The 23,060-nt window shown below is 39.4% G+C and carries 17 protein-coding genes and 2 pseudogenes; 13 read left to right on the forward strand and 6 right to left on the reverse strand.

What is annotated here, in order from left to right:
- Positions 1-9: 9 nt before the first annotated feature.
- The 5 genes and pseudogenes from HPB14_RS04875 to HPB14_RS04900 form a co-directional block, all read right to left on the reverse strand.
- Positions 10-498 (reverse strand): hypothetical protein, encoded by a 489-nt coding sequence (locus HPB14_RS04875; RefSeq protein ID WP_001020233.1) that lies wholly within the window; start codon positions 496-498, stop codon positions 10-12.
- A gap of 169 nt (positions 499-667) precedes the next feature.
- Positions 668-3,059 (reverse strand): annotated as a pseudogene (locus tag HPB14_RS04880) (molybdopterin guanine dinucleotide-containing S/N-oxide reductase).
- A 105-nt stretch (positions 3,060-3,164) separates the two neighbouring features.
- Positions 3,165-3,755, reverse strand: coding sequence for a DUF3972 domain-containing protein (locus HPB14_RS04890; RefSeq protein WP_000352034.1), 591 nt, complete (start codon positions 3,753-3,755; stop codon positions 3,165-3,167).
- 25 nt (positions 3,756-3,780) lie between these two features.
- Positions 3,781-5,103, reverse strand: coding sequence for an aminotransferase class V-fold PLP-dependent enzyme (locus HPB14_RS04895; protein WP_001147576.1), 1,323 nt, complete (start codon positions 5,101-5,103; stop codon positions 3,781-3,783).
- Positions 5,104-5,121: 18 nt separating this feature from the next.
- Positions 5,122-5,436, reverse strand: a complete 315-nt coding sequence (locus tag HPB14_RS04900; protein WP_001100340.1) for a histidine triad nucleotide-binding protein — start codon at positions 5,434-5,436, stop codon at positions 5,122-5,124.
- Positions 5,437-5,516: 80 nt separating this feature from the next.
- On the opposite strand from HPB14_RS04900, the gene pheS reads away from it, so the two are divergent.
- From pheS to cheW, 13 genes and pseudogenes are all read left to right on the forward strand, one after another.
- Positions 5,517-6,503, forward strand: a complete 987-nt coding sequence (gene pheS / locus HPB14_RS04905) for a phenylalanine--tRNA ligase subunit alpha (protein ID WP_000557110.1) — start codon at positions 5,517-5,519, stop codon at positions 6,501-6,503.
- Positions 6,503-8,797 (forward strand): phenylalanine--tRNA ligase subunit beta, encoded by a 2,295-nt coding sequence (gene pheT, locus HPB14_RS04910; RefSeq protein ID WP_000767744.1) that lies wholly within the window; start codon positions 6,503-6,505, stop codon positions 8,795-8,797. The genes pheS and pheT overlap by 1 nt, the downstream gene beginning before the upstream one ends.
- 24 nt (positions 8,798-8,821) lie before the next feature.
- Positions 8,822-10,111 (forward strand): 3-phosphoshikimate 1-carboxyvinyltransferase, encoded by a 1,290-nt coding sequence (aroA, locus tag HPB14_RS04915; protein ID WP_000570882.1) that lies wholly within the window; start codon positions 8,822-8,824, stop codon positions 10,109-10,111.
- Positions 10,101-10,925 (forward strand): 4-hydroxy-3-methylbut-2-enyl diphosphate reductase, encoded by an 825-nt coding sequence (locus tag HPB14_RS04920; protein ID WP_000403575.1) that lies wholly within the window; start codon positions 10,101-10,103, stop codon positions 10,923-10,925. Before aroA ends, HPB14_RS04920 begins: the two co-directional genes overlap by 11 nt.
- A 120-nt stretch (positions 10,926-11,045) precedes the next feature.
- A complete protein-coding gene (locus HPB14_RS04925; protein ID WP_000034011.1) occupies positions 11,046-12,716 on the forward strand; it encodes a 30S ribosomal protein S1 in 1,671 nt (556 codons plus the stop codon).
- Between the two features lie 28 nt (positions 12,717-12,744).
- Positions 12,745-13,296 (forward strand): hypothetical protein, encoded by a 552-nt coding sequence (locus HPB14_RS04930; RefSeq protein ID WP_001211135.1) that lies wholly within the window; start codon positions 12,745-12,747, stop codon positions 13,294-13,296.
- A 15-nt stretch (positions 13,297-13,311) separates the two neighbouring features.
- Positions 13,312-14,886, forward strand: a complete 1,575-nt coding sequence (gene serA / locus HPB14_RS04935) for a phosphoglycerate dehydrogenase (RefSeq protein WP_000285160.1) — start codon at positions 13,312-13,314, stop codon at positions 14,884-14,886.
- A 9-nt stretch (positions 14,887-14,895) separates the two neighbouring features.
- Positions 14,896-16,795, forward strand: a pseudogene (locus HPB14_RS04940) (menaquinone biosynthesis decarboxylase).
- Positions 16,770-17,438: a YggS family pyridoxal phosphate-dependent enzyme gene (locus tag HPB14_RS04945; protein WP_000888206.1), complete on the forward strand. Its 669-nt coding sequence runs from the start codon at positions 16,770-16,772 to the stop codon at positions 17,436-17,438. Before HPB14_RS04940 ends, HPB14_RS04945 begins: the two are co-directional and overlap by 26 nt.
- Before the next feature lies 1 nt (position 17,439).
- Positions 17,440-18,198: a UDP-2,3-diacylglucosamine diphosphatase gene (locus tag HPB14_RS04950; RefSeq protein WP_000895014.1), complete on the forward strand. Its 759-nt coding sequence runs from the start codon at positions 17,440-17,442 to the stop codon at positions 18,196-18,198.
- 3 nt (positions 18,199-18,201) lie between these two features.
- Complete coding sequence (cheV3, locus tag HPB14_RS04955) at positions 18,202-19,137, forward strand: chemotaxis protein CheV3 (protein ID WP_000818683.1); 936 nt, start codon at positions 18,202-18,204, stop codon at positions 19,135-19,137.
- 57 nt (positions 19,138-19,194) lie between these two features.
- Positions 19,195-21,609, forward strand: coding sequence for a chemotaxis histidine kinase/response regulator CheAY2 (gene cheAY2 / locus HPB14_RS04960; protein WP_000342349.1), 2,415 nt, complete (start codon positions 19,195-19,197; stop codon positions 21,607-21,609).
- Positions 21,606-22,103, forward strand: coding sequence for a chemotaxis protein CheW (gene cheW, locus HPB14_RS04965; RefSeq protein ID WP_000070759.1), 498 nt, complete (start codon positions 21,606-21,608; stop codon positions 22,101-22,103). Before cheAY2 ends, cheW begins: the two co-directional genes overlap by 4 nt.
- A 250-nt stretch (positions 22,104-22,353) precedes the next feature.
- Here the strand turns inward: cheW and tpx are convergent, their stop codons facing one another.
- Entirely contained in the window at positions 22,354-22,854 is a 501-nt protein-coding gene (gene tpx / locus HPB14_RS04970; protein WP_001174655.1) for a thiol peroxidase, read from the reverse strand.
- Positions 22,855-23,060 lie beyond the last annotated feature (206 nt).

Here is a 23,060-nt window from a genome sequence, read left to right on the forward strand (position 1 = left end):
GCTCATTCTTTATTTTTGTGGGATCTGTGTTTTATTGTATTGATTTTTGTAATTCACCCTATAGCTTTCAGCCAACTCAGGAGCTTTTTGCACAAACCAGCGTTCTAATTTTTCTAGTTCGTATCTGTAATTTCCACCTTTTGAGCAATATTGAGAATCAATGAGCGAAAACGCATAAAGCGTTTTATTTTCTTTAGACTGGAATAAAAACTCCTTATGGAATAGCGCTTTTTTAGGCATGCCGCTCATCAGAGTCTCAGGCAATAAAAAAGCGTCAAAATCACAAAGCACTTTTTTACTCAATTTGTTGCTTTTGGTAACCACAAAAATGATCTCTTTTTTCATGTCTTGTTTAAAAGCTAATGAAAGCACATTCAAAAAGGGCGGAGTCAAACTTTTATCCACCCTAACCTTAAAAGCTTTAGAATCCCCTAATAAGACCCCCATAAATAAAACCAACCCCACGCAACATTTCAAACTCGTTTGAAAAATATTCATCTTTTATCCTTTAAGTGTCAATATTGAAAACAGAAATTAAACGCATTGATTGGGTATTATAATATAAAATTGAGAATTAGCCCACGCTTTAATCTGGCTAGCTGTCAAGTCTTTAGTTATTAAGTCTTTATTGGGTAAAAACACTCTCATGCTAGTATTTTCACTCCGTTTAAGCCCCAATGATGCTTGGTGTTGAAATAGAATGATAGGGCTTGACTAATTCATACCTTCTAAGTCTTCTGATATTGACTAAAGCGGTATTGGCTGAAATAGCTTGTGTCATGCTGCTTGTGGGGCGTAAAGAAGTGAGCGTATTCACATGCCCTGCATTGCATCGTGGGTTTCTAACCCTCCCATCTTCTGGGTCATACCATGCCCCTTTTTGGATACTCAAAACCCCTTGACGGATATTCTTAGTTACAAACGCCCCTGCTAACAACCTCCCCCTAGCGTTAAACACTTCTACAATTTCACCATGCCTAATGCCTAATTTATTAGCGTCTAGTTCGTTGATCATTACAGGCTCTCTGCCTTGAATTTTATACACATTCCTAACCCAAGTGTTATCAAGCTGTGAATTGACACGGTATTTTGGGTGCGGAGAGATTAAATGGAACGGATAAGTCTCAGCCATTTTAGAGCCTAGCCACTCAGCTGGCTCAAACCAAGTAGGATGCCCTTTAAAATCAGCCAGTTTAAAATCCGCGCATTTTTGAGAAAAAATTTGAATTTTCCCGCTCTCTGTATCCAGTTTATTGTTAATAGGGTCTTGCCTGAATTTCGCATGACGCACAAACTTTCTCGCATTTTCAGGGATTTCAAACTCCACAAAGCCATCCCTCCAAAATTGATCAAACGATTTCAAAGTAGGGCCATCGCTTTTTTCATAAAGGCTCTTAATCCATTCCATGTAACTCTTAGATTCAGTGAATTTCTGCTCTGTTTCATTGCCCCCAATGCGTAAAGCGAGCTGTCTGAAAATCTCATAATCGTCTTTGGATTCATAAACAGGCTCTACCACCTTACGCATGGCATAAACCACATTCTTAGAATAACTCCCTCCAAAAGTAATATCATCTCTTTCCATGGTGCTAGTGGAAGCAAAGACAATATCAGCAAATTTTGCCGTAGGCGTCCACCAAGGCTCATGCACGATCACGCAATCTAAGGTCCTTAAAGCGCGAATCAGCTCGTTTGTATCAGCTTCATGCCCCAATAAATCCGCCCCACAATTATAAATCATTTTGATTTTAGGCAATTTGAGTTTTTTGCCCATAAAATCAATTTCTTTATCCGGATTTAAAATCGCTTCAGAAACTCTAGATGCTGGAATAACGCTTTTTACAGAATTATGCCCTTGCGAAATCATAGGAACAATTCTTGCCCCAGAGCTCGCTTGAGCGTTTCCTCCATAATGCATAGAAAAGCCAAAGCCCCCACCCGATAAGCCCACTTGACCAATCATACTGGCTAAAACAATTAACGCCCAATCCGGTTGCTCGCCATGCTGAGCTCTTTGCATGGCCCAATTACCCGCTAAAAAAGTGCGTTTAGAGACAAATAAATCCGCTAATTCTTTGATCTTTTCTGCGCTCACTCCAGTGATTTGAGACGCCCATTCTAAAGTCTTAGGCGCCTTATCGCTCTCTCCTAGCAAGTAGGGTAAAAATTTATCAAAACCATCAGTGTATTTAGCGATAAACGCTTTATCGTATTGATTGCTTGTATAAAGATAATGCATCATACCTAGCATTAACGCTACATCAGTATTAGGGCGAATGGGTATCCATTCAGCGTTAAAGGCTTGAGCGGTTTCGGTATAAATGGGATCAATACTAATGAATTTAATACCGGCTCTTTTATACTTAGGGTAGTAGCTGTCATTGACATGGTTTGGCACAAAATAATCAATGCGGTTGCACTTGAATAAATCCGCCCCCCACATGACATACACCTTACAATTTTTAATCATCTCTTCATGCGTGGTTTGTTGCGAATAAACTTCCATATCCCCTACAATCATAGGGTTTATTCTTGCAGCCGCACCATTGCCATATTCCCCATCAGTGCCAATAGCCCCCCCCTAAAGTCGTATTAAAAAAACGCCATGCTAAATGATGGCAACGATGCAAGCTGCCCGCATGCCCCCAACCACCATAACTGGCATTATAAATGTTTTCTTTAGGGATTTCTTTAAGCTTTTTAGCCGCTAAATCCAACGCCACATCCCAACTCACACGCACAAACTCTTCTCTCCCGCGCAATTCTTTGTGGTTTTTTTTGTTTTCTAAAAAGCTCTTGCGCACGCAAGGATACTTCACCCTACTATCTGAATACACCCTATCTGCCATCGCTTTTAACATCATGGTAGGGTTATAATCGCTCTTTTGGGGGATAATATCTTTAATCACTCCATTTTGAACCTTTGCAATAAAGGGGCCAAAATGCGTTGCATGCGGAATGGATTCTACCTTTTCAAAAACACCAACAGCTTTTAAAACATTAGCGCTAGCGAGCGCGATTGGGATTTTTGTTAGGATACTTCTGCGTGAAATGGACATGGTTCTCCTTCAAGCTTGCATTCTGTTAAAACACCCCAAATTCTAACATATATTCACCTAAAATTACCGCTAATAAGCCCTCAAAACATGGGCGTTAATTGAAAACTACTTTTTATTCACGCTGCTCATGTCAGCGACTTTCCCCCACATCAAGCGGTATTTCCTCTTCATAAATTCAATTTCTTCTCTCGCTTGATTGAGTTCATCTCGCAAAAGATCGATGGTTTTTTTATCTTCTTCATAGACTTCTTGCATAGAGATTAAAGCGTCTTTTAAAAACATGTTTTCATTTTTAAAGGCTGAAATCGTTTCATCTTTAGCGCCAATGACCTTATCATGCAAGTTTAAAATCGTGTTAATGGTTTTTTCCACAAACACAGGCTCTAAAGAACGCCCGTTCATATCCATAGAAATCAAATTATTTTCTACCTTTTTGATTAGAGCGTTTGTCCCACTGCTCGCATCAATTAAAAGCTTGTTGTGGCTTATTTTGCTTTTAATCTTACCAAGATTCACTAATTCCAAAATCCTTTCTTTAGGAAGTCCTGAAAGGCGGCTAAACTCTTCTAATTCAAGCCATGCTAAAGCGCTCAAATCTTCTAAAACCACCGGCTCTTTAGACTCTTTTTCTTTATCCTCTACTTCTTGCTCATTTTGTTGTGTCGCTTGCGCTTTATTCAAATCTAAAATATCCAAATTTTTCCTTAAAAATAGTTTTAGCTTAACGCAATTTTTTAACCGCTTTTTTCAAGCTGTCTAGCAAATAATCAATATCGTTTATGGAATGCGTGAAGTGCAAACTCACCCTAAGCCATCCGGGTTTAGCGTTAAAATCGCTTGACTTTTGGGCGTTAAGATTCAATAAATCATGCCCATAAGGCCCCGCGCAAGAGCAACCCGCCCGGGTCTCAATAGCGTATTCATAGCTTAAGACTCTCGCTAAATCATAGGGCGAAATCCCCCCAATATTAAAAGCCACTACCCCCACACGACTCGCTGTTAAATTCCCATAAATATTAATAGCGGGCAAGTCTTTTAAGCCATGCATTAGCACTCTTAAAAGGTTGTTTTCTTTTTTATGGATAAAATCCAAACCGCATTCATCTCTCAATTGATACGCTAGAGCGCTCCTGTAAAATTGCAACAATCCTGGCGTGCCAAACTCTTCTCTTAAAGGCAATTCATCAATAAATTCATGCCGTGTGCGATTAGCGTATTTAATCACGCCCCCTGCGCTAAAACTCGGGGCGATTTGCGTGTCAATCAAATCTTTAGAAATGCCTAAAAGACCGCACCCTCCAATACCCCCTAAAAGCTTATGAGGCGCATAAAAACCGGTTTGGTATTCGCAATCTTTAGGGTTAGCATGCGCGCTAAAATTCGCTAAATCCAAAGCCAAAGTAGCCCTATATTTCTTACACAATAATGAAACTTCTTTTAAGGGCGTAAGCAGTCCTGTTACATTAGAAGCCGCGCTCATAGAAACCAAGCTGTTAGGGGATTTTTTTAAAGTTTGCTCTAAAATTTCTAAATCCAATAGGCCATGTTCATTCAAAGGGATACGCACCACTTCACACAAGCCTTCACGCCAGCTAATTTCATTAGAATGATGTTCATAAGGCCCTACAATCACACGCTTTAAAGCCATATCTTTCAAATACGGCTCTAAATTTTTCTTCGTTTTTGAAGGGATGCACACCCCTAAAATTTCTTGAAATTTCTTAATCGCTGAACTCGCCCCATACCCCGCGCTCAAGACGCAATGATTATCGCTCAAATTTAAAGAACGCTTCAACTTTTCTTGGCACTCTTTTAAAAGCATGCCCATTAAAATCGCATGTTTAGAGGCGATGGAATGAGCGTTCGCGTAATAAGGCAGTAAGGATTTCACGCGCTTTTCCACTAAAGCACTCGCCAAGCCTGAAGCCCCCCAGTCAAAATAAGACACCCCTTTTTTTAAAATGATACTGGATTTAACTTGCTCTAAAGGATTCTCGTTAGGGTTGAGTAAGGGAGCAAAACTCCTGTTTAAAAACGCTTGCACGAAATACCACCAACGCTTTTAATGTTTATCCCCGCTTAAAATATGAAAATGCAAATGCATCACCTCTTGCCCGGCGTTTTTACCCACATTCGTTAAAAGCTTGTATCCCTCTTCTTTGATGCCTAATTTTTCCACCACTTCAAAAATAAAACTTGTCATTTGAGCCATAAGCTCTGGGGTGATGCCATTAAAATCCTGAATGCTTTGTTTGGGGATCACCAACGCATGCACTTTAGCTTTAGGGTTAATGTCATAAAAGGATAAAAAATTCTCGTTTTCTAAAATCTTAGAACAAGGGATTTCGCCTTGGATTATTTTTTCAAACACATTCATGCTTTTTTGCTCCCTTTTAAGGTTTTTCTTTTATTAAAGTTGTATTATAGCTTTTTAAAAATAAAATATAAGGATCGTTATTGCACACCTTAATAGAGCGATTAGAAAAGGTTACTAATAGCAAAGAGTTAGAAGAAGTGCGCTTGAATGCTTTGGGTAAAAAAGGGGTTTTTGCGGATAAATTCAACCAGCTCAAAAATCTAAACGGCGAAGAAAAAAACGCCTTTGCTAAAGAAATCCACCACTATAAACAAGCGTTTGAAAAAGCCTTTGAATTGAAAAAAAAGGCTATTTTGGAGCTTGAATTAGAAGAACGCTTGAAAAAAGAAAAAATTGATGTGAGCTTGTTTAACGCTATTAAAACAAGCTCTTCTCACCCTTTGAATTATACTAAAAATAAAATCATTGAATTTTTCACCCCATTAGGATACAAGCTTGAAATCGGCTCTTTAGTGGAAGATGATTTCCATAATTTCAGCGCTTTAAACTTGCCCCCTTACCATCCTGCAAGAGACATGCAAGACACTTTCTATTTTAAAGATCACAAGCTTTTAAGGACCCACACTTCGCCCGTTCAAATCCACACCATGCAAGAACAAACCCCACCCATTAAAATGATTTGTTTAGGCGAAACCTTTAGGCGCGATTATGACTTGACCCACACGCCCATGTTCCATCAAATTGAAGGGCTTGTCGTGGATCAAAAAGGGAATATCCGTTTCACACATTTAAAAGGTGTGATCGAAGACTTTTTGTATTATTTCTTTGGGGGCGTGAAGTTAAGGTGGCGCTCTAGCTTTTTCCCTTTCACAGAGCCAAGTGCTGAAGTGGATATTAGCTGCGTGTTTTGCAAGCAAGAAGGCTGTAGGGTTTGCTCGCACACAGGCTGGCTGGAAGTGTTGGGTTGCGGCATGGTCAATAATGCGGTGTTTGAAGCCATAGGGTATGAGAATGTGAGCGGGTTTGCTTTTGGCATGGGGATTGAAAGATTAGCCATGCTGACTTGCCAGATCAATGATTTGCGCAGTTTCTTTGAAACTGATTTGAGGGTGTTGGAGAGCTTTTAATGAAACTGATCGTCAATGATTTGAATGTTTTTGTCAATACGCCTAAAGACATAGCCAAACTCTGTGAGGATTTGAGTCGCTTAGGTTTAGAAGTGGAAAGCTGTATCCCTTGTATCGCTCCTAAAAATGTGGTTGTGGGTAAGGTTTTAGAAAAAGCCCCCCATAAAAACGCCGAAAAACTCAGCGTGTGTCAAGTGGATGTGGGTAAAGAAGTGTTGCCAATCGTGTGCGGGGCTAAAAATGTCGCGCCAAACCAATTCGTGCCAGTCGCCCTCAAAGGAGCGATCATAGGCTCAACCCCAATCGCTAAAACTGAGCTTAGGGGGGTTGAAAGCTGTGGCATGATTTGCTCTAGCATTGAATTAGGCTTCCCTAAAATCAATGATGGCATCTTGGAATTAGATGAGAGCGTTGGGGAGTTGGTTTTGGGGAAAGAATTAAATGAATACGCCCCTTTCAACACGCATGTTTTAGAAATTTCATTGACTCCTAATCGTGGGGATTGCTTGAGTGTTTTAGGCGTTGCTAGAGAGGTCAGCACATTTTATCACACGCCCCTAAAACCTATTAAGGCTTTAAATTTTACGCCAAAAAGCGATTCAATCGCGCTTCATGCAGATGAAAATATTGAATCGCATCTGGCTTATTATTTGATTTATAATCATTCTTTAAAAACCCCTTTAAATATCAAACTTTCGCTCGCTCATAATAATGCCTTAAGCGAGAACGATCTGAACAATTTCATAGAATTCAGCACGCATTTTAGTGGGGTAATAATGAACGCTTATAGCCTGAATAAAACCCCTATGGATTTGAGCGTGAAAAACGATGAAAATAACCTTGAAAGCGTTTATATCAACCATCAAAAACGCTCCACTATCGCTATCAAACATCAAGATCAAAAAGATTTGAGCGAGTATTTGCTTTTAGAAGCGAGCTATATTGATCCGATAAGCCTGTCTTTAAAATTGCACGCCCTAAAAGATAAAACGCTTCAAAAAGACAACGCCCTTATTTATAGGAGCGCTAGGGGGAGTAACCCTAATCTATCAGACGGCTTGAATTTTTTAAGCGCTCATTTGAAAGCCACGATTTTAGAAAGCAAACAAACTGAGCATTCTTTAAAAGATCGCACCCTTACATTCCAGCTTGAAGACATTACTGAAATTTTGGGGCTTGCTGTAGAGAAAGAAAAAATTCAAGACATTTTAAAAAATTTAGGCTTTAAAGTCAGCGCAAAAGAGCCAAACTCAAAACCCCAAATTTTAGAGGTTATTGCGCCAAATTTCAGGCATGACATTAAAACGATCCAAGATATTGCTGAAGAAATTTTGCGCTTTGTAGGGATTGATAATCTAGTCTCAAAGTCTCTTAATTGTGTCAGTAGCAAAAATTCAAACCCCCATTATGACACGCACCGCTTTTTTGAAAACCTTAAACACAAGGCTCTCGCTTGCGGTTTTAAAGAAGTCATTCATTACGTGTTTTACTCTAAAGAAAAACAGCAAAAACTGGGCTTTGAAGTTTTAGAAGATCCCCTAGAATTGCAAAACCCTATCACAACGGATCTCAACACCCTGAGAACAAGCCTTGTTTGCGGGCTTTTAGACGCTAGCTTAAGGAATAAAAATTTAGGGTTTAAAAGCATCGCCCTTTATGAAAAAGGGAGCGTGTATAACGCTAAAAGAGAAGAGATCCAAAAACTAGGCTTTTTAGTAAGCGGCTTACAAAAAAAAGAAAGCTATCCTGACGCTAAGGGCAAGGCTTGGGATTTTTACTCTTTCGCTGAATGCGTTTCAAAAGTTATAGGGGATTTCAGCTTGGAAAAACTAACCGCTCAAACCCCCATTAACCACCCCTACCAGAGCGCTAAAATCATTCAAAACAATGAAATCATCGGCACAATTGCTAAAATCCACCCTAAAGTGATCCAAGAATGGGATTTGTTTGAAAGCTATTACGCTGAGATAGACGCTTCTAAACTCAAACGCCATGCCATGCTGTTAAAACCCTTTAGCATTTACCCTAGCAGTGTTAGGGATTTGACTCTCATCATTGATGAAAATACCGCTTTTAGCAAGATTAAAAAAGCCCTAAAGAACGCTCAAATCCCTAATTTAAGCGAGATTCTACCCCTTGATATTTTTAAAGAAAGTCATAATTCCATAGCCTTAAGCGTGCGTTGCGTGATCCATTCTTTAGAAAAAACCCTGAATGATGAAGAGGTCAATTCAGCCGTGCAAAAAGCGCTTAAAATTTTAGAAAAAGAATTTAACGCCCGCCTTAAGGGATAATATAAAGATAGCAAAGGATAATATGTGATAGAGCTTGACATTAACGCTAGCGATAAATCGCTCTCACACAGAGCCGTTATTTTTAGCCTGCTCGCTCAAAAGCCTTGTTTCGTGCGGAATTTTTTAATGGGAGAAGATTGTTTAAGCTCTTTGGAAATCGCTCAAAATTTAGGGGCTAAAGTGGAAAATACCGCTAAAAATTCTTTTAAAATCACGCCCCCAACGGCTATAAAAGAGCCTAACAAGATTTTAAATTGCAACAATTCTGGCACTAGCATGCGTTTATACAGCGGGCTTTTAAGCGCTCAAAAAGGCCTTTTTGTTTTAAGCGGGGACAATTCCTTAAACGCACGCCCCATGAAAAGAATCATTGAGCCTTTGAAGGCTTTTGGGGCAAAGATTTTAGGGAGAGAGGATAACCATTTCGCCCCCTTAGTGATCTTAGGGAATCCTTTAAAAGCTTGTCATTATGAAAGCCCTATCGCTTCAGCTCAAGTCAAAAGCGCTTTTATTTTAAGCGCCCTACAAGCTCAAGGCTCAAGCGTTTATAAAGAAAGTGAGCTTAGCCGTAACCACACAGAAATCATGCTTAAAAGTTTGGGAGCTAAGATTCACAATCAAGACGGCGTTTTAATGATTTCACCCCTAGAAAAACCCCTAGAAGCCTTTGATTTTACGATAGCTAATGATCCGTCTAGCGCGTTTTTTTTCGCCCTCGCTTGCGCGATTACGCCAAAAAGCCGCCTTCTTTTAAAAAATGTCTTGCTCAACCCCACTCGCATAGAAGCTTTTGAAGTTTTGAAAAAAATGGGTGCTTCCATAGAGTATGCGATTCAATCCAAAGATTTAGAAATCATTGGCGATATTTACATAGAACATGCCCCTTTAAAAGCGATCAATATTGATCAAAATATCGCCAGTCTTATTGATGAAATCCCTGCTTTAAGCATCGCCATGCTTTTTGCAAAAGGCAAAAGCATGGTGAGAAACGCTAAAGATTTACGAGCCAAAGAAAGCGATAGGATTAAAGCGGTTGTTTCTAATTTCAAAGCTTTAGGGATTGAGTGCGAAGAGTTTGAAGACGGGTTTTACATAGAGGGATTAGAAGATACAAGCCCATTAAAACAGCGCTTTTCTAGGATTAAACCCCCCCTTATTAGAAGCTTTAATGATCACAGGATTGCGATGAGTTTTGCTGTTTTAACTTTAGCGTTGCCTTTAGAAATTGATAATTTAGAATGCACAAACATTTCTTTCCCGCAATTCAAACACCTACTCAATCTATTCAAAAAAGGGAGTTTTAATGGAAATTAAAATGGCTAAGGATTATGGTTTTTGTTTTGGCGTCAAAAGAGCGATACAAATCGCTGAAAAAAATCAAAACAGCTTGATTTTTGGATCGCTCATTCATAACGCTAAAGAAATCAATCGTTTGGAAAAAAACTTCAATGTGAAAATTGAAGAAGACCCTAAAAAAATCCCTAAAAATAAGAGCGTGATCATAAGAACCCATGGCATTCCTAAGCAGGATTTAGAATACTTGAAAAATAAGGGGGTTAAAATCACCGATGCGACTTGCCCGTATGTGATCAAACCTCAGCAAATTGTGGAATCCATGAGCAAAGAAGGGTATCAAATCGTGCTTTTTGGGGATATTAACCACCCTGAAGTCAAGGGCGTGATAAGCTATGCCACTAACCAGGCTTTAGTCGTCAATTCTTTAGAAGAATTGCAAGAAAAAAAACTCCAACGAAAAGTGGCTTTAGTTTCTCAAACCACCAAACAAACCCCAAAACTCTTGCAAATCGCTTCTTATTTGGTGGAAAGATGCACTGAAGTGCGTATTTTTAACACGATTTGCAACGCTACTTCCTACAACCAAAAAGCCGCTTTGGATTTGAGTAAGGAAGTGGATATTATGATAGTCGTGGGCGGTAAAACTTCTTCAAACACCAAACAGCTCCTAAGCATCGCCAAACAGCATTGCAAAGACAGCTACTTGGTAGAAGATGAAAACGAATTGGAGTTAGCGTGGTTTAAGGATAAAAAATTGTGCGGGATTACCGCTGGGGCTTCCACGCCGGATTGGATTATAGAAAATGTCAAGCAAAAAATCAGCACGATTTAACACATTTTGAAAATTTTCTTTAAAAAAACCGCTAATTGTTAGTTTTTAAACGATTTTGTAAGCCAAAAAAGGATACAATACCCTTAAGGATTTTATATTTATTTTATAGTAAGGCAGTCAATGAGCAAGATAGCAGATGATCAGAACTTTAATGACGAGGAGGAAAACTTCGCAAAACTCTTTAAAAAACAATTAGAAAAAGAAGAAACCCTAGAAAAAGGCACTATCAAAGAAGGGCTAATCGTTTCCATCAATGAGAATGATGGTTATGCCATGGTGAGCGTGGGTGGTAAGACAGAAGGCCGTTTGGCTTTGAGTGAGATCACCGATGAAAAGGGGCAGTTGCTGTATCAAAAAAATGACCCCATTGTCGTGCATGTGTCCGAGAAAGGTGAACACCCTAGCGTTTCCTACAAAAAGGCCATTTCCCAACAAAAGATTCAGGCTAAAATTGAAGAATTGGGCGAAAACTATGAAAACGCCATTATTGAAGGCAAGATTGTAGGCAAGAATAAAGGGGGTTATATCGTGGAGTCTCAAGGCGTGGAGTATTTCCTCTCCCGCTCGCACTCTTCTTTAAAGAATGACGCAAACCATATCGGCAAACGCATTAAAGCGTGCATCATTCGTGTGGATAAAGAAAACCATTCTATCAATATTTCTCGCAAACGATTCTTTGAAGTCAATGATAAACGGCAGCTTGAGGTTTCTAAAGAATTGTTAGAAGCTAAAGAGCCGGTATTGGGGGTTGTGCGCCAGATCACCCCTTTTGGCATTTTTGTAGAAGCTAAGGGGATTGAGGGCTTGGTTCATTATTCTGAAATCAGTCATAAAGGACCAGTAAACCCTGAAAAATACTACAAAGAGGGCGATGAAGTCTATGTCAAAGCCATCGCTTATGATGCAGAAAAAAGACGCCTTTCACTCTCCATAAAAGCGACCATAGAAGACCCATGGGAAGAGATCCAAGACAAGCTAAAGCCCGGATACGCCATTAAGGTGGTGGTGAGCAATATTGAACATTACGGGGTGTTTGTGGATATTGGTAATGATATTGAAGGCTTTTTGCATGTTTCTGAAATCTCTTGGGATAAAAATGTCAGCCACCCTAGCCATTACTTGAGCGTGGGGCAAGAGATTGATGTGAAAATCATTGACATTGATCCTAAAAACCGTCGCTTAAGGGTTTCTTTAAAACAACTCACTAACAGGCCTTTTGATGTTTTTGAATCCAAACACCAAGTGGGGGATATTGTAGAGGGCAAAGTAGCGACTTTAACGGATTTTGGGGCGTTTTTGAATCTGGGTGGGGTGGATGGTTTGCTCCACAATCACGATGCTTTTTGGGATAAAGATAAAAAGTGCAAAGACCACTATAAAATTGGCGATGTGATCAAAGTCAAAATCCTTAAAATCAACAAAAAAGATAAAAAGATTTCTTTGAGCGCGAAGCACTTGGTGACTTCCCCCACAGAAGAATTCGCTCAAAAGCATAAAACAGACAGCGTGATTCAAGGCAAAGTGGTGAGTATTAAGGATTTTGGCGTTTTCATTAATGCTGATGGCATTGATGTGCTGATCAAAAATGAAGATTTGAACCCCTTAAAAAAAGATGAAATCAAAATAGGCCAAGAAATCACATGCGTGGTGGTTGCGATTGAAAAATCTAATAACAAGGTGCGCGCTTCTGTGCATAGGTTAGAGCGCAAAAAAGAAAAAGAAGAATTGCAAGCTTTTAACACGAGCGATGATAAAATGACTTTAGGGGATATTCTTAAAGAAAAATTCTAAAGAGTGATTTTAAAAGCATGAGAATGGCATGAGATTTAAGGGTGTTGTTGCTTTTATTTCCCTAGCTGTCGCTCTTGGCGTTTTAGCCTATTTGTTTTTAAGCGTTAAAAAAGAAATGCCCGCTACTTCTCATGCGATCTCTCAAACACATGCGATCTCTCAAACCAATGAAGGCCTCTCTCAAACAGATGCAAAAAGCCATGAAATCAACCTAGAAGAAAGCCCCAATAATCCTAATACCCCTAACGATGAAAAAGCCTCCCATAACGAAGAAGATCGCAATAACGCCCTTTCTCAAAACCTTGATGCACAAGATTCCATTAATTACCCCGTTGTGGAACATTATTTTGAAATCCCTTTTGAAGAAAAAAAAAGGGAGTATTCAAAGCTTATCATTAAGGATTTAAAGGACTATCAATGGTGGTGTTTAAAAGAAATCCTTAAAAAAGAACAAATTGATTACGCTTACGATAGCACCAAAAACCAACCCAACCTCATCATCTATTTAGATGAAAATAAAAAAGAACGCTTTTTAGCTGATTTAGACTATTATAAAATACGCTATCATGCTGTTTTTTAAATTCAAAGGATAAAAATGTATCAAGTAGCCATTTGCGACCCCATCCATGCTAAAGGCATTCAAATTTTAGAAGCTCAAAAAGACATTGTCTTGTATGATTATTCCAAATGCCCTAAAAAGGAGCTTTTAGAAAAACTCACTCCCATGGATGCGCTCATCACTCGCAGCATGACCCCTATCACAAGCGATTTTTTAAAGCCCTTAACACACTTAAAATCCATCGTAAGAGCGGGCGTGGGAGTGGATAATATTGATTTAGAAAGTTGCTCTCAAAAAGGGATTGTAGTGATGAATATCCCTACCGCTAACACGATTGCCGCTGTGGAATTAACCATGGCGCATTTGATCAATGCAGTGCGTTCGTTCCCTTGCGCGAATGATCAAATCAAACACCAACGGCTATGGAAAAGAGAAGACTGGTATGGCACGGAATTGAAAAATAAAAAGCTAGGCATCATTGGTTTTGGGAATATTGGCTCTAGGGTAGGCATTAGGGCTAAAGCCTTTGAAATGGAAGTCCTAGCCTATGATCCTTATATCCCTTCTTCAAAAGCCACTGATTTAGGGGTCATTTACACAAAAAATTTTGAAGATATTTTGCAATGCGATATGATCACTATCCACACCCCTAAAAACAAAGAAACCATTAACATGATAGGCGCTAAAGAGATTGAACGCATGAAAAAAGGGGTTATTTTGATCAATTGCGCTAGAGGGGGGCTTTATAATGAAGACGCTCTTTATGAAGCTTTAGAAACCAAAAAAGTGCGTTGGCTTGGCATTGATGTCTTTTCTAAAGAGCCTGGCATTCATAACAAGCTTTTAGACTTGCCCAATGTTTATGCGACCCCCCATATTGGCGCGAACACTTTAGAGTCCCAAGAAGAAATTTCCAAACAAGCCGCTCAAGGGGTTATGGAGTCTTTAAGAGGTTCAAGCCATCCGCATGCTTTGAATTTACCCATGCAAGCTTTTGATGCAAACGCAAAAGCCTACTTGAATTTAGCGCAAAAACTGGGTTATTTTTCCAGTCAAATCCATAAGGGCGTGTGCCAAAAAATTGAACTCAGTCTTTGTGGGGAGATCAACCAATTCAAAGACGCCCTTGTCGCTTTTACGCTAGTAGGGGTGTTAAAACCTGTTGTAGGGGATAAAATCAATTACATTAACGCCCCCTTTGTGGCCAAAGAAAGAGGCATTGAGATTAAGGTTAGCCTTAAAGAAAGCGCTTCGCCCTATAAAAACATGCTCTCTTTAACTCTCAATGTGGCTAATGGCGCAATCAGCGTGAGCGGCACGGTGTTTGAAGAAGATATTTTAAAACTCACTGAGATTGATGGATTCCATATTGATATAGAGCCAAAGGGTAAAATGCTTTTATTTAGGAATACGGATATTCCAGGCGTTATTGGGAGTGTGGGGAATGCGTTCGCTAGGCATGGCATTAACATCGCTGATTTTCGTTTGGGGCGTAACACGCAAAAAGAAGCCCTAGCGCTCATTATTGTAGATGAAGAAGTTTCTTTGGAAGTTTTAGAAGAGCTTAAAAACATTCCTGCGTGCTTAAGCGTTCATTATGTGGTTATTTAAGGTAGTTGGATGCGAGATTTTTTAAAGCTTTTAAAAAAACATAATGAATTAGAAGTCATTGACACCCCCCTTGAAGTGGATTTAGAAATCGCTCATCTGGCGTATATAGAAGCGAAAAAGCCTGATGGAGGCAAAGCCCTTTTATTCACGCAACCCATAAGAAAAGAGCATGACCAGATCAAAACCTTTGGCATGCCTGTTTTAATGAACGCTTTTGGCTCTTTCAAACGCTTAGATCTTTTATTAAAAACCCCTATAGAGGATTTACAACAACGCATGCAAGCCTTCTTGCACTTTAGTGCTCCTAAAAATTTTACTGAGGGTTTGAAAGTCTTAAAAGATTTATGGGATTTAAGACACATTTTCCCTAAAAAAACCACTCGCCCTAAAGATCTCATCATCAAGCAAGACAAAGAAGTTAATTTGTGGGATCTACCCGTTTTAAAAACTTGGGAAAAAGATGGCGGGGCTTTTATCACTATGGGGCAAGTCTATACCCAAAGCCTGGATCATAAAAAAAAGAATTTGGGCATGTATCGTTTGCAAGTTTATGATAAAAACCATTTAGGCTTGCACTGGCAAATCCATAAAGACTCCCAACTCTTTTTCCACGAATACGCTAAGGCTAAAGTCAAAATGCCCGTCAGTATCGCTATTGGTGGGGATTTGCTCTACACATGGTGCGCGACAGCCCCCTTACCTTATGGGGTTTATGAACTCATGCTCTATGGGTTTATTAGGGAGAAAAAAGCGCGCGTGATGCCATGCTTGAGCAATCCTTTGAGCGTGCCAAGCGATTGCGATATTGTGATAGAAGGGTTTGTGGATTGCGAAAAATTAGAGCTTGAAGGGCCTTTTGGGGATCACACTGGCTATTATACCCCCATTGAGCCTTACCCTGTTTTAGAAGTCAAAACCATTAGCTATAAAAAAGATTCCATTTACTTAGCCACTGTGGTTGGTAAGCCTCCTTTAGAAGATAAATACATGGGGTATTTGACTGAACGCTTGTTCTTGCCCTTACTCCAAATGAGCACCCCCAATCTCATAGATTATTACATGCCAGAAAATGGGGTGTTCCATAATTTGATTTTAGCCAAAATACACACGCGCTATAACGCTCATGCCAAGCAGGTCATGCATGCTTTTTGGGGCGTTGGGCAGATGAGCTTTGTCAAACATGCAATTTTTGTCAATGAAGACGCTCCTAATCTAAGAGACACCAACGCTATCATTGAGTATATACTAGAGAATTTTTCTAAAGAAAATGCGCTCATCTCTCAAGGCGTATGCGACGCCTTAGATCATGCAAGCCCTGAATACGCTATGGGAGGGAAACTCGGTATTGATGCGACCTCTAAAAGCAATACCCCCTACCCCACGCTTTTAAACGATAACGCCCTACTAGCGCTTTTACAAGATAAAATGCAAAATATCGTTCTTTTGAAGCAATATTACCCACACACCCGTAACCCCATTTGCGTCATTAGCGTGGAAAAGAAGGACAAAAGCGTCATTGAACTGGCTAAAAACTTGCTCGGTTTTGAAGAGCATTTACGCATTGTCATCTTTGTAGAGCATACCAGCAACGATTTAAACAACCCTTACATGTTGTTATGGCGCATTGTTAATAATATTGATGCGCAGCGCGATATCCTCACCTCTAAACATTGTTTTTTTATAGACGCTACCAATAAGGGCGTTATGGATAAACATTTTAGAGAATGGCCCACCGAAACCAATTGCTCCATGGAAGTCATAGAAAATTTGAAAAAGAAAGGGCTTTTAAAAGATTTTGAAACTTTAAATCAAAAATTCCATCTCACGCATTCTTTCAGCACGCATAAAGAAGATCTATAAAGAAGAAGCCATAAAGAAGGATTATGTTAGATTATCGCCAAAAAATTGATGCTCTCATCGCCAAAATAGAAAAGGCTCGCATCGCCTATTCAAGGCACCATATTGTCAAAATCGTGGCTGTTTCAAAAAACGCTTCCCCAGAAGCTATCCAACATTACTACAACTGCTCTCAAAGGGCTTTTGGAGAAAATAAAGTTCAAGATTTAAAAACTAAAATGCATTCTTTAGAGCATTTGCCCCTTGAATGGCACATGATAGGCTCTTTACAAGAAAATAAAATCAATGCGCTTTTGAGTTTAAAACCCGCCCTTTTGCATTCTTTAGACTCTTTAAAGCTCGCCCTAAAAATAGAAAAGCGTTGCGAAATATTGGGCGTAACTTTAAACGCTCTTTTACAGGTTAATAGCGCGTATGAGGAAAGTAAAAGCGGGGTGGTGCCTGAAGAAGCGCTAGAAATTTATTCTCAAATCAGTGAAACTTGCAAGCGCCTCAAGCTTAAGGGGCTGATGTGCATAGGGGCTCATGCTGATGATGAAAAGAAAATTGAAAAATCCTTTATCACCACGAAAAAACTTTTTGACCGATTAAAGAATGCGAGCGTTCTTTCAATGGGCATGAGTGATGATTTTGAATTAGCGATTGCTTGCGGGGCGAATCTTTTAAGGATTGGCTCTTTTTTGTTCAAAGAGTGAGATGCTAGAAACTTATACGCTTAAAAGTGGGGCTGTTTTTATCTCTGATGCGCATTTTTTGCCCAAAAGCCCTCATTTAATCCATACGCTTCAAGAACTTTTAAGCGCCAAACCCTCACAAGTCTTTTTCATGGGCGATATTTTCCATGTGCTTGTGGGCTATTTACCCCTAGATAGAGATCAGCAAAAAATCATTGATTTAATCCATGCGTTAAGCGAAATTTCACAAGTCTTTTATTTTGAAGGCAACCATGATTTTTCCATGCGTTTTGTATTCAATTCTAAAGTAATGGTTTTTGAGCGCCAAAACCAGCCCGTATTATTCCAATACGATAACAAACGCTTTTTACTAGCCCATGGGGATTTATTCATCACTAAAGCGTATGAATTTTACATCACGCAGCTCACTTCCACTTGGGCTAGATTTTTTTTAACTTTTTTAAATTTATTAAGTTTTAAAACCTTATACCCTTTTTTTAAAAAACGCATCTATAAAAAACCCATCCGCCTTTGGGAATTAGAGCCAAAAGAATTGCAATCTTTTATTGAAAAGCGCCTAAAAGCCTATCAAAACTACATTAAAGATCTTAACCTTGGTAGGATTGATGGCATTATAGAGGGGCATTTTCACCTCAAAAGCGGTGCAAAAATCCCCTTGAATGCACCGATTTATTGCCCACTGCCTTCCTTTTATTACGAACAAAGCCTTTTTAAGGTATCATCAAGCGTTTTAGAACCATCTCAAAATAAGGACGCCTAAATCATGGCAGAAAAAACAGCTAACGATTTAAAACTAAGCGAGATAGAACTCGTGGATTTTCGTATTTATGGCATGCAAGAGGGCGTCCCTTATGAGGGGATTTATGGCATTAATGTGGCTAAAGTCCAAGAGATTATCCCCATGCCCACCCTTTTTGAATACCCCACGAATTTGGATTACATCATCGGCGTGTTTGATTTGCGCTCCACGATCATTCCGCTTATAGACTTGGCTAAATGGATAGGGATTGTCCCGGATAAAAGCAAGGAAAACGAAAAAATCGTCATTATCACGGAATTTAATAATGTCAAATTGGGTTTTTTAGTCCATTCGGCTAGGCGTATCAGGCGCATTAGCTGGAAAGATGTTGAGCCTGCATCCTTTAGCGCCTCTAATAGCATCAATAAAGAAAATATCACCGGCACGACACGCATTGAAAACGACAAAACCCTGCTTATTTTGGATTTAGAAAGCATTTTAGACGATTTAAAACTTAATGAAGACGCCAAAAACACTAAAGACACCCCTAAAGAGCGTTTTGAAGGCGAAGTGTTGTTTTTAGACGATAGCAGAACGGCGAGAAAAACCTTAAAGAACCATTTGAGTAAATTGGGTTTTAGCATCACGGAAGCTGTGGATGGGGAAGACGGGTTGGACAAATTAGAAATGTTGTTCAAAAAATACGGGGACGATTTGAGGAAACATTTGAAATTCATTATTTCAGATGTTGAAATGCCTAAAATGGATGGCTATCATTTCTTATTCAAGCTCCAAAAAGACCCTAGGTTTGCTTATATTCCTGTGATTTTTAATTCTTCTATTTGCGATAATTACAGCGCTGAAAGGGCTAAAGAAATGGGGGCTGTGGCGTATTTAGTCAAGTTTGACGCAGAAAAATTCACCGAAGAAATTTCTAAAATTTTAGATAAGAATGCGTAATTTTTATTTATAAAATTGTAAAATACTCTTATCTCAAACGCTAAAAAGGGTTTTAAAATGGATGATTTGCAAGAAATAATGGAAGACTTCTTGATTGAAGCCTTTGAAATGAACGAGCAGTTGGATCAGGATTTAGTGGAATTAGAGCATAATCCTGAGGATTTGGACTTGCTCAATCGCATTTTTAGAGTCGCTCACACCATTAAAGGCTCTAGCTCGTTTTTGAATCTTAATATTCTCACGCACCTCACGCACAACATGGAAGATGTCTTAAATCGCGCCAGAAAGGGCGAAATCAAAATCACGCCTGATATTATGGATGTCGTGTTGCGCTCCATTGATTTGATGAAAACTTTACTCGTAACGATTAGAGATACCGGATCAGATACCAATAACGGCAAGGAAAACGAGATTGAAGAAGCGGTCAAACAACTTCAAGCCATCACGAGCCAAAATTTAGAGAGCGTTAAAGAAACTTCAGGGACTAAAGAAGCCCCCCAAAAAGAAAATAAAGAAGAAGCGAAAGAAGAAAATAAAGAAAACAAGGCAAAAGCCCCTACTACAGAAAACCCTACAAGCGATAATCCGCTAGCCGATGAGCCGGATTTGGATTATGCTAACATGAGCGCTGAAGAAGTGGAAGCGGAAATTGAACGCCTACTTAACAAGCGCCAAGAGGCTGATAAAGAACGAAGAGCCCAAAAAAAACAAGAAGCCAAACAAGAAGTTACCCCAACAAAAGAAGCCCCTAAAACAGAAACCCCCAAAGCCCCTAAAACAGAAACTAAAGCTAAGGCTAAAGCCGATACTGAAGAAAATAAAGCCCCCTCTATTGGCGTGGAGCAAACCGTTAGGGTGGATGTGCGCCGATTAGACCATTTGATGAATTTAATCGGTGAGCTTGTGTTGGGCAAGAATCGCTTGATTAGAATCTATAGCGATGTGGAAGAACGCTATGATGGGGAAAAGTTTTTAGAGGAATTAAACCAGGTGGTTTCTTCTATTTCAGCGGTAACGACAGACTTGCAACTTGCGGTGATGAAAACCCGGATGCAACCAGTGGGCAAAGTGTTCAATAAATTCCCTCGCATGGTAAGGGATTTGAGCCGGGAATTAGGCAAGAGCATTGAATTAATCATTGAGGGCGAAGAAACCGAATTAGACAAATCCATTGTAGAAGAGATTGGCGATCCGCTCATCCACATTATCCGCAACTCATGCGATCATGGGATTGAGCCTTTAGAAGAAAGAAGAAAGCTTAACAAGCCTGAAACCGGTAAAGTGCAATTGAGCGCGTATAATGAGGGTAATCATATTGTGATTAAAATCTCTGATGATGGCAAGGGGTTAGACCCTGTGATGCTTAAAGAAAAAGCGATTGAAAAAGGGGTGATTAGCGAAAGAGACGCTGAAAGCATGAGCGATAGGGAAGCGTTTAACCTCATTTTCAAGCCAGGCTTTTCTACCGCAAAAGTCGTTTCCAATGTCTCAGGCAGAGGCGTGGGCATGGATGTGGTGAAAACCAATATTGAAAAGCTCAATGGGATCATTGAAATTGATTCAGAAGTGGGGGTAGGCACGACTCAAAAGCTTAAAATCCCTCTCACTCTAGCTATCATTCAAGCTTTACTCGTGGGCGTTCAAGAAGAATATTACGCTATCCCGCTTTCTTCAGTTTTAGAAACCGTGCGTATCAGCCAAGATGAAATCTACACCGTTGATGGCAAGAGCGTGTTGTGCTTGAGAGATGAGGTGCTTTCTTTGGTGCGCCTTTCTGATATTTTTAAAGTGGATGCTATTTTGGAATCCAACTCAGATGTGTATGTGGTCATCATTGGATTAGCCGATCAAAAAATTGGCGTGATTGTGGATTATTTAATCGGTCAAGAAGAAGTGGTCATCAAATCTTTAGGCTACTACCTTAAAAACACTAGAGGCATTGCTGGCGCTACGGTGAGAGGCGATGGGAAAATCACTCTTATTGTAGATGTGGGGGCGATGATGGATATGGCAAAAAGCATCAAGGTCAATATCACTACCTTGATGAATGAATCCGAAAACACCAAGAGCAAAAATTCCCCTAGCGATTATGTCGTCTTAGCGATTGATGACAGCAGCACGGACAGAGCGATTATCCGCAAATGTTTAAAACCATTAGGCATCACGCTTTTAGAAGCCACCAACGGGTTAGAAGGCTTAGAAATGCTTAAAAATGGCGATAAGATTCCGGACGCTATTTTAGTGGATATTGAAATGCCTAAAATGGACGGCTACACTTTCGCTTCTGAAGTGCGCAAATACAATAAATTCAAAAACCTGCCTTTGATTGCAGTAACCAGTCGGGTAACTAAAACCGATAGGATGCGTGGCGTTGAATCCGGCATGACTGAATACATCACCAAACCTTATAGCGGCGAGTATTTAACCACCGTAGTGAAGCGTAGCATTAAATTAGAAGGAGACCAATCGTGAGCAATCAATTAAAAGATTTATTTGAAAGACAAAAAGAAGCTAATGCAGGTTCTAAACAAGAAGATAATGAAGAAATTTTGCAATTCATTGGCTTTATTATTGGCGATGAAGAATACGCCATTCCTATTTTGAATATTTTAGAGATCGTCAAACCCATTGGTTACACGCGAGTCCCTGAGACCCCAAACTATGTGCTTGGCGTGTTCAACTTAAGGGGTAATGTCTTCCCGTTGATTAGCCTGCGTTTAAAATTTGGCTTGAAAGCTGAAAAGCAAAACAAAGACACTCGTTATTTGGTGGTGCGCCATAACGATCAGATCGCTGGGTTTTTCATAGATCGCTTAACTGAAGCCATTCGCATCAAGCAAACGGATATTGACCCGGTGCCAGAAACTTTGAGCGATAACAATAACTTAACTTATGGCATTGGGAAACAAAACGACAGACTCGTAACCATTTTAAGAGTGGAAGAAATCTTAAAAAAAGACTTTTAAAACCTTTTCTATCAAACCCTTATGGGTTTTGAGAAAGACCTACCCCATTAAAAGCTTGATTTTAATCAAGCGATAATGTTTGATTGAAAATAGAGTCTTTTTTAATCTTTTCTCTTAAAAACAGCGTGAAACTTTTTTAAGCGGATTAAAAAAACCTCTCATTTTTTAGTTTTTATCACCAACGCTTTTTAACGAGTGGGGATTTTTGCGTTGAGATTCACTAAATTGTAGCCCCCTCCTTTTAATTTTCCTATTTCAACACTTTTAAAAGCGCTTCATAATTGGGCTCTTCTAAAATGTTTTGAACGATTTCTTTATAGATAACCACTCCCTTATCATCAAGAACAAACACCGATCGAGCGAGCAAGCCTTGCAAAGAGCCTTTGCCCAACAGCACGCCGTAATTTTCCCCAAAAGCCTTATACCTAAAATCGCTTAAGATTCTTAGGTCCTTAATGCCTTCAGCACCGCAAATTTGCCCTTGAGAAAAAGGTAAGTCCATAGAAATAACGCTAAAACTCACAGAAGGCAGTTTGCCGGCTTGCTCATTGAAGTGTTTGGCTTGGAGCAAGCAAACCGATCCGGTTAAACTAGGAAGCGCGCTAACGACTTGAAAACGCACGCCTGACTTCAATAAATTGACTTCTTGTAAATCGCCATTGACCAATTTCACATCAGGGGCTTTATCGCCCACTTTTAAGGCTTTCCCTTCTAATTGGTATGTTTCTTCTTTAAAAGTAACTTTTTGCATGGTTAAATCCTTTCTAATGAATTGCTATATTGCGTTAGAATAGTAGCCCATTAAGATTAACTTTTAACAAATTTAAAAAGAATTTGTTTAAAAAGTCGTTTTCATTTTAAAAAACCCCTTAAAATCTACAAAATTTGCATAACGATTTAATTTTTAAGAAAAGATTTACCAAAAAGTATTAAAAAATGATTACAATACGGCTATTC

The organism is Helicobacter pylori HUP-B14, from assembly GCF_000259235.1.
GTDB classification, from domain to species: domain Bacteria; phylum Campylobacterota; class Campylobacteria; order Campylobacterales; family Helicobacteraceae; genus Helicobacter; species Helicobacter pylori_CU.

Bases quoted from the DNA above. Each gene is read 5' to 3' on its own strand.
- HPB14_RS04875 (WP_001020233.1), bottom strand. From the start codon at position 498: ATGAATATTTTTCAAACGAGTTTGAAATGTTGCGTGGGGTTGGTTTTA.
- HPB14_RS04900 (WP_001100340.1), bottom strand. From the start codon at position 5,436: ATGAATGTGTTTGAAAAAATAATCCAAGGCGAAATCCCTTGTTCTAAG.
- pheT (WP_000767744.1), top strand. From the start codon at position 6,503: ATGAAACTGATCGTCAATGATTTGAATGTTTTTGTCAATACGCCTAAA.
- HPB14_RS04920 (WP_000403575.1), top strand. From the start codon at position 10,101: ATGGAAATTAAAATGGCTAAGGATTATGGTTTTTGTTTTGGCGTCAAA.
- HPB14_RS04925 (WP_000034011.1), top strand. From the start codon at position 11,046: ATGAGCAAGATAGCAGATGATCAGAACTTTAATGACGAGGAGGAAAAC.
- HPB14_RS04930 (WP_001211135.1), top strand. From the start codon at position 12,745: ATGAGATTTAAGGGTGTTGTTGCTTTTATTTCCCTAGCTGTCGCTCTT.
- serA (WP_000285160.1), top strand. From the start codon at position 13,312: ATGTATCAAGTAGCCATTTGCGACCCCATCCATGCTAAAGGCATTCAA.
- HPB14_RS04945 (WP_000888206.1), top strand. From the start codon at position 16,770: ATGTTAGATTATCGCCAAAAAATTGATGCTCTCATCGCCAAAATAGAA.
- HPB14_RS04950 (WP_000895014.1), top strand. From the start codon at position 17,440: ATGCTAGAAACTTATACGCTTAAAAGTGGGGCTGTTTTTATCTCTGAT.
- cheV3 (WP_000818683.1), top strand. From the start codon at position 18,202: ATGGCAGAAAAAACAGCTAACGATTTAAAACTAAGCGAGATAGAACTC.
- cheAY2 (WP_000342349.1), top strand. From the start codon at position 19,195: ATGGATGATTTGCAAGAAATAATGGAAGACTTCTTGATTGAAGCCTTT.
- tpx (WP_001174655.1), bottom strand. From the start codon at position 22,854: ATGCAAAAAGTTACTTTTAAAGAAGAAACATACCAATTAGAAGGGAAA.